Here is an 11,900-nt window from a genome sequence, read left to right as displayed (position 1 = left end):
TAAAGATTAAGTAGTAAAACATGTATCTCCCTCTGAAGTTGCTATTCTTCAGAGGGAGCGCAGGAAACCTTTAAAAACCGGCTTACGCGCCCGAACCGGTTTTTAAAGGTTCCTTAGGGGGGATGGATACCCTAAGCGCGTACCGAAGTACGACAAGTGAACCGTTTGTACGGCGAACGATATACGGACACTAATTACATGTTAACCACGGCGAAAACTGAAGCTTATTAGCTTAAGGGATCATGATGCAGAACGGCGCGATGAAGGCCTGGCTGGATTCCTCCTATTTGGCGGGTGCGAATCAGTCCTACATAGAGCAACTCTATGAAGATTTTTTAACCGATCCTGACTCGATCGAACATAGCTGGCGCTCGATCTTCCAGCAATTGCCTACGAGTGGGGTCAAACCGGATCAACTCCATTCCAAAACGCGTGAATATTTCCGCCGTCTGGCGAAAGACTCATCGCGCTTTACCTCGTCAGTCACCGATCCCGATATTGATGCTAAGCAGGTCAAGGTCTTGCAGCTGATCAATGCGTTCCGCTTCCGTGGACATCAGCAAGCTAACCTGGACCCGATCTTCCTGCGTCCGCAGGAACCCGTTGCAGAATTGGATCTGGCTTACCACAACCTGACGCAGGATGACCTGCAGGAATCCTTCAACGTGGGCTCTTTTGCCATTGGCAAAGACACCATGAAGCTGGAAGACCTGTATGACGCGCTGAAACGCACCTATTGCGGTTCTATCGGTGCGGAATATATGCATATGACCAGTACGGAAGAGAAACGTTGGATCCAGCAGCGTATCGAATCGGTAATGGGGCAACCGTCATTCTCTCTGGAAGAGAAGCGCCGTTTCCTGAAAGAGTTAACCGCAGCCGAAGGGCTGGAGCGTTATCTGGGTGCCAAATATCCTGGTGCCAAGCGTTTCTCGCTGGAAGGCGGTGATGCACTGGTTCCGATGCTGAAAGAGCTGATTCGCCATGCGGGTGCAAACGATACTCGCGAAGTCGTATTGGGGATGGCGCACCGTGGCCGCCTCAACGTGCTGATCAACGTATTGGGCAAAAAATCTCAGGATCTGTTCGACGAGTTCGCTGGCAAGCATAAAGAACACCTCGGTACCGGTGACGTGAAATATCACCAGGGCTTCTCGTCTGAATTCGAGACGGCTGGCGGTCTGGTGCATTTGGCACTGGCGTTCAACCCATCGCACCTCGAAATCGTCAGCCCGGTAGTAACAGGGTCTGTACGTGCGCGTCTCGATCGTCTGAATAGCCAGAGTGGTCCGCGTGTTTTACCTATCACTATTCACGGTGATGCGGCAATCAGCGGTCAGGGCGTGGTGCAGGAACTGCTGAACATGTCGACGGTGCGTGGCTACGAAGTTGGCGGCACACTGCGTATTGTAATCAACAACCGTATTGGCTTTACCACCTCTAACCCGCTGGACATTCGCTCAACCGAATACTGTACCGATATCGGCAAGATGGTGCAGGCACCGATTTTCCACGTTAATGCAGACGACCCGGAAGCGGTGGCGTTTGTTACGCGTCTGGCGCTGGATTTCCGTAATGAGTTTAAGCGTGATGTGTTCATCGATCTGATTTGTTATCGCCGTCATGGCCATAACGAAGCTGACGAGCCAAGTGCAACGCAGCCGATGATGTACCAGAAGATCAAGAAACACCCGACGCCGCGTAAGGTATACGCCGATCGTCTGGAGCAGGAAAAATCCATTACGCTGGAAGATGCCACCGAAATGGTCAACCTGTACCGCGATGCGCTGGATGCGGGTGAATGTGTGGTGGAAGAATGGCGTCAGATGGATATGCAGTCCTTTACCTGGACGCCGTATCTGAACCATGAGTGGGATGAACCTTATCCGCATGCAACGGAAATGAAACGCTTGCAGGAATTGGCGAAGCGTATCAGCGAAGTGCCGGAAGGGATTGAAATCCATCCTCGCGTTGCCAAGGTTTATGCTGACCGTGCCGAAATGGCGGCGGGCAACAAACCGTTTGACTGGGGCGGGGCAGAAACGCTGGCTTACGCTACGCTGGTCGATGAAGGCATTCCGATTCGTCTGTCTGGTGAGGACAGCGGTCGCGGTACGTTCTTCCATCGTCATGCTGTCGTGCATAACCAGAAAAATGGTTCCAGCTACACGCCGTTGAACCACGTGCATAACGGACAGGGCGAGTTTAACGTCTGGGACTCCGTATTGTCTGAAGAGGCGATTCTGGCGTTTGAATACGGCTATGCGACAGCAGAACCTCGCACCCTGACTATCTGGGAAGCGCAGTTTGGTGACTTCGCCAACGGTGCGCAGGTCGTTATCGACCAGTTCATCAGCTCCGGTGAGCAGAAGTGGGGCCGTATGTGTGGTCTGGTTATGCTGCTGCCGCACGGTTACGAAGGTCAAGGCCCTGAGCACTCGTCTGCCAGACTGGAACGCTATCTGCAGCTGTGCGCTGAGCAAAATATGCAGGTCTGTATTCCGTCAACGCCAGCGCAGGTTTATCACATGCTTCGCCGTCAGGCACTGCGCGGTATGCGCCGTCCGCTGGTGGTCATGTCACCGAAATCTCTGCTGCGCCATCCGCTGGCGATCTCTTCACTGGATGAACTGGCAAATGGTTCCTTCCAGCCGGCGATTGGTGAAGTAGAAGAATTAGATCCGGCAGCCGTGAAGCGTGTCGTGCTTTGTTCCGGTAAGGTCTACTATGATTTGGTAGAACAGCGCCGCAAGAACGAGCAAAAAAATGTCGCGATCGTCCGTATCGAACAGCTTTATCCGTTCCCGCATCAGGCCGTTCAAGCTGCGCTGGAATCGTTTGCCCATGTTCACGATTTCGTGTGGTGTCAGGAAGAGCCGCTGAATCAGGGAGCCTGGTATTGCAGTCAGCACCATTTCCGTGAAGTGATTCCGTTTGGGGCTTCTTTACGTTACGCAGGACGCCCGGCGTCTGCATCACCCGCCGTTGGCTATATGTCCGTACACCAGAAACAACAGCAAGATCTGGTCGATGACGCGCTGAACGTTGATTAAATAAAAGGATAGATAATGAGTAGCGTAGATATTCATGTACCCGACCTGCCTGAATCCGTCGCTGACGCCACCGTTGCTACCTGGCATAAAAAGCCAGGCGATAGCGTCGAGCGCGATGAAGTACTGGTTGAAATTGAAACTGACAAAGTTGTACTGGAAGTTCCTGCCTCTGAAGCTGGCATTCTGGATGCCGTGCTGGAAGAGGAAGGCGCGACAGTAACGTCTCGCCAACTGCTGGGCCGCATTCGTCGTGGCGACAGCTCTGGTAAAGAAACCAGCGAGAAATCACAAAGCAAAGAATCAACACCGGCACAGCGTCATACGGCTGGGCTGGAAGAAGAGAACAGTGACGCGCTCAGCCCGGCGATCCGCCGTCTGATTGCAGAGCACGATCTCGATGCTTCTGCTATCAAAGGCAGCGGCGTAGGCGGTCGAATTACCCGTGAAGACGTGGATAAGCATTTGGCTGCTCAGAAGAAAGAGTCTGGTAAAGCGCCTAAGTCTGAAGCGCCAGCGGCTTCTCCGGCACCAGCTCTGGGCGCGCGCAGCGAAAAACGCGTACCGATGACGCGCCTGCGTAAGCGTGTTGCAGAGCGTCTGCTGGAAGCGAAAAACAGCACGGCAATGTTGACGACGTTCAACGAAATCAACATGCAGCCAATCATGGATCTGCGCAAGCAGTACGGCGACGCATTCGAGAAGCGTCACGGTGTGCGTCTGGGCTTCATGTCCTTCTACATCAAAGCTGTGGTTGAAGCGCTGAAGCGTTATCCAGAAGTGAATGCGTCTATTGATGGCGAAGATGTGGTTTACCACAACTACTTCGATGTCAGCATCGCGGTGTCTACCCCGCGTGGTCTGGTTACGCCAGTCCTGCGTGATGTGGATGCGCTGGGCATGGCCGACATCGAGAAGCGCATCAAAGAGCTGGCCGTGAAAGGCCGTGACGGCAAACTGACGGTTGAAGAACTGCTAGGCGGTAATTTCACCATTACCAACGGCGGCGTCTTTGGCTCTCTGATGTCTACCCCAATCATCAACCCACCGCAGAGTGCGATTCTGGGTATGCACGCCATTAAAGATCGTCCGATGGCGGTTGATGGTCAGGTCGTTATTCTGCCGATGATGTATCTGGCGCTGTCTTACGATCACCGTTTGGTCGACGGCCGTGAGTCCGTTGGCTTCCTGGTGACAGTGAAAGAGATGCTGGAAGATCCAGCGCGTCTGCTGTTAGACGTTTAGTCCGACAGATAGGCTCTCGGGCGGATAACCCTGACGGTTTCCGCCCGAAACGATATACCAGATTATGTGCTATGCAGGCCGTTTCTTTTCAACGGCGTTATCCAAATATATCAGAGAGTTAATGGCGCTTTTCTCTACCGAAAGATTCGGTGATGACAAACCGTCTGCCGACTTATCTCCAAACCTAAATGGATAGAACATCATGAATTTACACGAGTATCAGGCAAAACAACTCTTTGCTCGATATGGTTTACCGGCACCGACCGGCTATGCCTGTACCACTCCGCGTGAAGCGGAAGAAGCCGCGTCTAAAATTGGTGCGGGTCCGTGGGTCGTAAAATGTCAGGTTCACGCAGGCGGTCGCGGTAAAGCGGGCGGCGTTAAAGTCGTCAGCAATAAAGAAGATATCCGCGCCTTTGCTGAAAACTGGCTGGGTAAAAAACTCGTTACTTATCAAACTGACGCACAGGGTCAGCCGGTTCATCAGATCCTGGTTGAAGCGGCAACGGATATCGACAAAGAGCTTTATCTGGGCGCAGTTGTTGACCGTGGCACGCGTCGCGTGGTGTTCATGGCGTCCACCGAAGGTGGCGTAGAAATTGAAAAAGTGGCAGAAGAAACGCCGGAGCTGATTCATAAAGCGGCGATCGATCCACTGGTAGGCCCACAGCCTTATCAAGGCCGTGAGTTGGCTTTCAAACTGGGCTTAAACGGTAAGCAAGTTGCTCAGTTCACCAAAATCTTCATGGGTCTGGCGACGCTGTTCCTGGAACGCGATCTGGCGCTGGTAGAAATCAACCCGCTGGTTATCACCAAGCAGGGCGATCTGATCTGTCTGGATGGCAAACTGGGCGCGGACGGCAATGCCCTGTTCCGTCAGCCTGAACTGCGTGAAATGCGCGACCCAAGTCAGGAAGATTCTCGTGAAGCGCATGCGGCACAGTGGGAACTGAACTATGTTGCGCTGGACGGCAACATTGGCTGTATGGTCAACGGTGCCGGTCTGGCGATGGGCACGATGGACATCGTGAAACTGCACGGTGGTGCTCCTGCGAACTTCCTCGATGTTGGCGGCGGCGCGACGAAAGAACGTGTTACTGAAGCGTTCAAAATTATCCTGTCTGACGACAAGGTAAAAGCTGTCTTTGTTAACATCTTTGGTGGCATCGTACGTTGCGATTTGATCGCTGACGGCATCATCGGCGCCGTAGCCGAAGTGGGTGTTAACGTACCGGTTGTGGTACGTCTTGAAGGAAACAATGCGGAGCTGGGTGCCAAGAAACTGGCGGATAGCGGCCTGAATATTATTGCCGCGACCAGCCTGACGGGTGCTGCTCAGCAGGTTGTTGCAGCTGTGGAGGGTAAATAATGTCCATTCTGATTAATAAAAATACCAAAGTTATCTGTCAGGGTTTTACCGGTAGTCAGGGGACATTCCACTCTGAGCAAGCACTTGCTTACGGTACGCAAATGGTTGGCGGTGTGACGCCGGGTAAAGGCGGCACGGAACATCTGGGTCTGCCCGTATTTAATACGGTACGTGAAGCGGTAGAAGCGACGGGCGCAACGGCATCCGTTATCTACGTTCCCGCTCCGTTCTGTAAAGACTCCATTCTGGAAGCGATTGACGCAGGTATTGAGCTGATCATCTGTATCACCGAAGGTATCCCGACGCTGGACATGCTGACGGTGAAAGTGAAACTCGACCAGAGCGGCGTGCGGATGATCGGTCCGAACTGCCCAGGTGTGATCACGCCGGGCGAATGTAAGATCGGTATCATGCCGGGCCATATTCACCTGCCGGGTAAAGTGGGTATCGTTTCTCGTTCCGGTACGCTGACGTATGAAGCGGTGAAGCAAACGACCGATGCGGGTCTGGGTCAGTCAAGCTGTGTGGGTATCGGTGGCGACCCGATCCCAGGTTCTAACTTCATCGATATTCTGAAGCTGTTTGAGCAGGATCCGCAGACTGAAGCCATCGTGATGATCGGTGAAATCGGCGGTACGGCGGAAGAAGAAGCGGCTGCCTACATTAAAGAGCACGTGACGAAGCCGGTTGTCGGCTACATCGCGGGTGTGACTGCACCGAAAGGTAAGCGCATGGGCCACGCTGGCGCCATCATCGCCGGTGGTAAAGGCACCGCTGACGATAAATTCGCGGCGTTAGAAGCGGCGGGTGTTAAAACCGTTCGCAGCCTGGCAGATATCGGCGATGCTGTAAAAGCGATATTAGCACGTTAATCGATTATTCGATTAAATATACCAGCCACCTTCGGGTGGCTTTTTTTATTCAAATTTAACCCTCGATGTTAATAGGTGAAATTGAATTGCGCATGACTTTTTCGGGTTTTTATTGGATAATTCGCGCGCTTGAAAAAGCGATGAGTGATGAACAGAAATGATGATTATTTCATTGGGTTTGTATAAGCAGGGAATGACTAATTAATTTGCCTTAGGGGATGTTGTGTGAAAGGAAATATAAAAGCGCTGATTTTGGCATTATCTGCATTTACCTGCGCGGCCAACGCGCAGTCTATTAATATTGAAGTGCTAAGTGCGACGATTAAAGATAAAAAGATTGATGATGCAACGGTGATTCTACAGAAGAACGGAGCACAGTCAGTGACAGCCCGCTCTGATGCCACTGGCCGCGTGGGGCTTAACGCGCCGTTCGAGGTGGATCAAGATAGTCTGCTGATCATTAAAAAAGAAGGCTATTCCGATCTGGTGGTTAAATGTCCGTGTGATGGAATGACCTATGCTATTAGTCCAGTAATGAAAAACCTGGATGGCATGCGAATTGTATTAACATGGGGTGAAAGACCTTTCGATTTAGATTCTCATCTCATTTATCCGGATAATCATATTTATTTCCAACACAAGAAAGGACGCGATGCCAATCTTGATGTTGATGATACCGATAGCTTTGGGCCGGAAACCATCACCATTGATAAAAAGCGTTTAGGTGAAAGCTATATTTATGCTGTTCATGATTATACGAACGGTGATAAAAATAATTCACCAGCGCTTTCCGCAAGTAGTGCAAAAGTATTTGTCTATGTTGGAAGTTCACAGGTACGTGCATATTCTGTCCCACTGAACAAGGTAGGAAATGTTTGGACGGTTTTCCGTCTTAACCCTAACGGTGACTTTGAAGACATCAATGCCGTTGGCGAGGCTGATTTCTCAAAAGCGAAGGATGGCAATGCGCTGCCAATGGTGCTTAACCCGGCGCAGGCCGCCACTTCAGTTACTAGGAATACCGCGCTGGCAAAAAACCTCAATCGGGACGGTGAAGCCGCCTATGGGCGCGGTGAGCTAGAGCAGGCCACAACGCTGTTCCTGGCCGCGATCGATCAGGACAGTGCATTTGGTCAGGCATATAGCAACCTAGGTCTGACCTATCAAAAGCGCGGCAATATTGCCGAAGCCATTTGGGCTAACCGCAAAGCGATTGCGCTGGCAAATGGTAGCAATGCGGCAACCACGCGTGCCAGCTCGTACTACAATATTGCAAAAATTTACGAGAATGCGGGTCAGTTCAGTGATGCACTTCAGCATTATGAGCTTGCAAGAAGCCAGAAAAGCAACACTGTCTACGATAAAGCCATTGAGCGGATGAAAGCGAAGAAGTAAATCGCAGCATCTTGTTACGTGTGTAACCACTGCGGAGGCCTTTTGGTCTCCGCTTTGTCATGGATCGTCACAAGCAGGCGGGGCAGGGGAGTTCACGGCTAAAATACAGCGTCGTTGTCAGCAAGAAAAAATAGAAATTTGACATAAAATAGAAGATAAAAAAATGCATGTGAATAATCGATAACGGAAAGTAAAAATTATATTGCCGAATTAATTTTAATTAAACCTAAAAGTCACATTGCATTAACAATGAGTGTAATAAGGAAATTAATGCAACGCGGCAATCACGAGAAAAGCGTTAAATTGTTTTAGATCAAAAAACGCCTCTGGATATAATTTCTGAAATAGGCTTAAATTGCGCGAGGTCAATTATCGTCTTTCACGTCGTTTAGTGGAAAAGTTGATTTGAAGCCAAAAACCTAGTCTGGGTCACGTAAAAACCTATTTATTGTAGGGGATTACAGGCGTAATATACGGCTACCTCCCTATGGGGTACGCGATTTGTAATACTTGTGATTTATCTTGAGCTTGCTGTCGGGGTATCGCGATGCGACTGCCCTGGTGAACGGTATTTCTAGCGTTCATTACAGCCTGTGTTAAAGCAATTCTTGTTGTGTTCTTTTTGGGTGTAATGGCCGGATGTTTGGCGGCTTGTCAGCGTTTGCAAGCTAATCCCTTCCTGCGAGGAGCAAGGAGTCAAAATGTTTGATGTAGTCGAACTGTCACGTTTACAGTTTGCCTTAACTGCAATGTACCATTTTCTATTCGTACCATTAACGCTGGGGATGGCGTTTTTGCTGGCGATTATGGAAACGGTATATGTGCTGTCCGGCAAACAAATCTATAAAGATATGACCAAGTTCTGGGGCAAGTTATTTGCAATTAACTTTGCTCTGGGTGTCGCTACCGGATTGACCATGGAGTTTCAATTCGGGACCAACTGGTCATATTTCTCTCACTACGTCGGGGATATTTTCGGCGCGCCGCTAGCGATTGAAGGCCTGATGGCATTCTTCCTGGAATCGACCTTTGTTGGCTTGTTCTTCTTCGGCTGGGACCGTTTAGGAAAAGTGCAGCATATGGCCGTGACCTGGCTGGTCGCGTTAGGCTCTAACTTCTCCGCACTGTGGATTCTGGTTGCCAATGGCTGGATGCAGAACCCCATCGCATCGGATTTCAATTTCGAAACCATGCGTATGGAAATGGTGAGCTTCGCCGATCTGGTACTGAACCCGGTTGCTCAGGTGAAATTCGTTCACACGGTAGCGGCAGGTTACTGTACGGGCGCGATGTTCATTCTGGGTGTCAGTTCTTACTATCTGCTGAAAGGCCGTGACATGGCGTTTGCCAAGCGTTCATTCGCTATTGCAGCAAGCTTCGGTATGGCTTCTGTTCTGTCCGTTATTGTACTGGGTGATGAATCCGGTTATGAAATGGGTGACGTACAGAAAACCAAACTGGCGGCAATTGAAGCGGAATGGGAAACGCAACCTGCACCAGCATCCTTTACGCTGATCGGTATCCCCAATCAGGATACGATGGAAAATAACTATGCCATCAAGATCCCTTATGCCCTGGGGCTCATTGCCACGCGTTCTACTGACAAAGAAGTGACGGGTCTGAAAGAACTGCTGGTGATGCATGAAGTGCGTATTCGCAATGGTATGAAGGCTTACCAGTTGCTGGAAGAATTACGCGCGGGCAACACCGACCCGGCAGTAAAAGCAGCGTTCGATCAGGCTAAGCAGGATCTGGGCTATGGCTTGCTGCTGAAACGCTATACGCCGAAAGTCTCTGATGCGACAGAAACGCAGATTCAACAGGCTGTTAAAGATTCTATCCCGCGCGTTGCACCGCTGTATTTCTCTTTCCGTATCATGGTGGGCTGTGGCGTTCTGATGCTGTTAATCATCGGCCTGTCCTTCTGGAGTGTTCTGCGCAACAAAATTGGTCAGAAACGTTGGCTGCTCCGTACGGCGTTGTACGGTATTCCGCTACCGTGGATTGCTATCGAAGCCGGCTGGTTTGTGGCTGAATACGGCCGTCAGCCTTGGGCTATCGGTGAGATTCTGCCGACAGCCGTTGCGACGTCATCACTGACCGCAGGGGATATTCTGTTCTCCATGGGGCTGATCTGTGGTCTGTATACGCTCTTCCTGATTGCAGAAATGTATCTGATGTTCAAATTCGCACGTCTGGGGCCAAGCAGCCTGAAAACAGGGCGCTACCATTTTGAACAACCTATAGCGGCTGCGCAGGAAGCACGGTAAACAGGAGTCCACTATGTTTGAATATGAAGTCTTACGTTTTATCTGGTGGCTGTTGATCGGTATTTTGCTGATTGGCTTCGCTATCACTGATGGTTTTGACATGGGCGTGGGCATTCTGGTGCGTCTGATGGGACGTGGTGATACCGAGCGTCGCGTCATGATTAACAGCATTGCGCCGCACTGGGACGGTAACCAGGTTTGGCTGATCACCGCCGGTGGTGCGCTGTTTGCTGCCTGGCCGATGGTTTACGCTGCCGCGTTCTCCGGTTTCTACATTGCCATGATTCTGGTACTGGCCTCGTTGTTCTTCCGCCCTGTCGGCTTCGATTACCGTTCAAAAATCGAAGATCCGCGCTGGCGTGGCATGTGGGACTGGGGCATCTTCATCGGTAGCTTTGTCCCACCGGTAGTGATTGGTGTGGCATTTGGTAACCTGTTGCAGGGCGTGCCGTTCCACGTTGATGAATATCTGCGCCTGTACTACACCGGAAACTTCTTCCAATTGCTGAACCCGTTTGGCCTGTTGGCTGGTGTGGTTAGCCTGACGATGATCCTGACTCAGGGTGCAACCTACCTGATGATGCGGACCACGGGCGACCTGCACGTGCGTTCCAAATCCGCTGCGCAGATTTCCGCGCTGGTGATGATGGTGACGTTTGCTCTGGCTGGCGTATGGGTTGTTTACGGTATTGATGGTTATGTGGTGACGTCTGCGATTAACACCGCGGCTGAATCTAACCCGCTACGTAAAGAAGTCGTTCAGCAAGCAGGTGCCTGGCTGATCAACTTCAATAACCATCCGGTATTGTGGGCTATCCCTGTTCTGGGCGTAGTGCTGCCAGTACTGACTACCCTTATGGTACGCGCAGAGAAAGGGGCTTGGGCATTCCTGTTCTCCTCTCTGACTATCGCTTGTGTGATTCTGACTGCAGGGATTGCTATGTTCCCGTTCATCATGCCGTCAGTGACTGTGCCTAACGTCAGTTTGACGGTATGGGATGCAACATCAAGCCTGCTGACGCTGAAAGTCATGACAGTGGTTGCGATAATTTTCGTTCCTATCGTGCTGTCTTATACCGCATGGTGTTACTACAAGATGTTCGGTCGCATTACCAAAGAGCAGATTGAGCAAAACACTCACTCTATGTACTAAGTAAGGAGCTTAATTTATGTGGTATTTTGCCTGGATACTCGGAACGCTTCTTGCTTGCTCACTGGGGATCATCACGGCCCTGGCTATTGAGCAGAGTGAGGCAAGCAAAGCGGCTGAAGAAGATAAGCAATGAGTGATCTGGTCGATAAACTCTATCGCCTGATGGATAAGAGCCCGTTAAGGGCTCTTTCCCTTATCATGGCGTTGCTGCTGGCTGGCTGTGTATTCTGGGATCCGACGCGCTTTGCGGCGCGGACCAGTGAGCTCGCGGTTTGGCAGGGGCTGCTATTGATTTGGGCCGTTTGCGCTGGCGTTGTTCATGGCGTTGGTTTTCGCCCACATCGCCTGCTCTGGCGTGCGTTTTTCGCACCACTTCCCGCCTTTGTGATCCTGTGCGCAGGATTGTACTATTTCTTCGGTTAAAATAGCCTCCTATTCCATTTAGTTATGGGTTGCTTGCAGCCCATAATTATTTTCTTTCCGCTGTCACAATCCATTCCAAACCTCATTTCTCTTGCGTATAGTAGCGAGGTTTAATGCATTACT

9 protein-coding genes are annotated in these 11,900 nt (G+C 50.9%); all 9 read left to right on the top strand.

What is annotated here, in order from left to right; translation table 11 throughout:
* The first annotated feature begins 245 nt into the window (after positions 1-245).
* Complete coding sequence (gene sucA, locus MYB54_RS15225) at positions 246-3,053, top strand: 2-oxoglutarate dehydrogenase E1 component (protein WP_014914671.1); 2,808 nt, start codon at positions 246-248, stop codon at positions 3,051-3,053.
* A gap of 15 nt (positions 3,054-3,068) precedes the next feature.
* Entirely contained in the window at positions 3,069-4,295 is a 1,227-nt protein-coding gene (odhB, locus tag MYB54_RS15220; RefSeq protein WP_014914672.1) for a 2-oxoglutarate dehydrogenase complex dihydrolipoyllysine-residue succinyltransferase, read from the top strand.
* A gap of 202 nt (positions 4,296-4,497) precedes the next feature.
* Positions 4,498-5,664: an ADP-forming succinate--CoA ligase subunit beta gene (gene sucC / locus MYB54_RS15215; protein WP_248721010.1), complete on the top strand. Its 1,167-nt coding sequence runs from the start codon at positions 4,498-4,500 to the stop codon at positions 5,662-5,664.
* Entirely contained in the window at positions 5,664-6,536 is an 873-nt protein-coding gene (gene sucD, locus MYB54_RS15210) for a succinate--CoA ligase subunit alpha (RefSeq protein ID WP_014914674.1), read from the top strand. The genes sucC and sucD overlap by 1 nt, the downstream gene beginning before the upstream one ends.
* 225 nt (positions 6,537-6,761) lie before the next feature.
* Positions 6,762-7,931 (top strand): YfaP family protein, encoded by a 1,170-nt coding sequence (locus MYB54_RS15205; RefSeq protein WP_371928246.1) that lies wholly within the window; start codon positions 6,762-6,764, stop codon positions 7,929-7,931.
* Between the two features lie 701 nt (positions 7,932-8,632).
* A complete protein-coding gene (cydA, locus tag MYB54_RS15200; RefSeq protein WP_014914676.1) occupies positions 8,633-10,201 on the top strand; it encodes a cytochrome ubiquinol oxidase subunit I in 1,569 nt (522 codons plus the stop codon).
* A 13-nt stretch (positions 10,202-10,214) separates the two neighbouring features.
* Positions 10,215-11,354 (top strand): cytochrome d ubiquinol oxidase subunit II, encoded by a 1,140-nt coding sequence (gene cydB / locus MYB54_RS15195; protein WP_248721009.1) that lies wholly within the window; start codon positions 10,215-10,217, stop codon positions 11,352-11,354.
* A 16-nt stretch (positions 11,355-11,370) separates the two neighbouring features.
* Positions 11,371-11,487, top strand: coding sequence for a cytochrome bd-I oxidase subunit CydX (gene cydX / locus MYB54_RS15190; RefSeq protein ID WP_011092952.1), 117 nt, complete (start codon positions 11,371-11,373; stop codon positions 11,485-11,487).
* Entirely contained in the window at positions 11,484-11,777 is a 294-nt protein-coding gene (gene ybgE / locus MYB54_RS15185) for a cyd operon protein YbgE (protein WP_010285015.1), read from the top strand. The genes cydX and ybgE overlap by 4 nt, the downstream gene beginning before the upstream one ends.
* Positions 11,778-11,900: the final 123 nt, after the last annotated feature.

Origin of the sequence: Pectobacterium nicotianae (assembly GCF_023272715.1) — a bacterium.
GTDB lineage: Bacteria > Pseudomonadota > Gammaproteobacteria > Enterobacterales > Enterobacteriaceae > Pectobacterium > Pectobacterium brasiliense.
This window is presented reverse-complemented; position numbering and strand designations above follow the sequence as displayed.

Coding starts and splice junctions, on each gene's coding strand:
- sucA (WP_014914671.1), top strand. CDS start 246: ATGCAGAACGGCGCGATGAAGGCCTGGCTGGATTCCTCCTATTTGGCG.
- odhB (WP_014914672.1), top strand. CDS start 3,069: ATGAGTAGCGTAGATATTCATGTACCCGACCTGCCTGAATCCGTCGCT.
- sucC (WP_248721010.1), top strand. CDS start 4,498: ATGAATTTACACGAGTATCAGGCAAAACAACTCTTTGCTCGATATGGT.
- sucD (WP_014914674.1), top strand. CDS start 5,664: ATGTCCATTCTGATTAATAAAAATACCAAAGTTATCTGTCAGGGTTTT.
- cydA (WP_014914676.1), top strand. CDS start 8,633: ATGTTTGATGTAGTCGAACTGTCACGTTTACAGTTTGCCTTAACTGCA.
- cydB (WP_248721009.1), top strand. CDS start 10,215: ATGTTTGAATATGAAGTCTTACGTTTTATCTGGTGGCTGTTGATCGGT.
- cydX (WP_011092952.1), top strand. CDS start 11,371: ATGTGGTATTTTGCCTGGATACTCGGAACGCTTCTTGCTTGCTCACTG.
- ybgE (WP_010285015.1), top strand. CDS start 11,484: ATGAGTGATCTGGTCGATAAACTCTATCGCCTGATGGATAAGAGCCCG.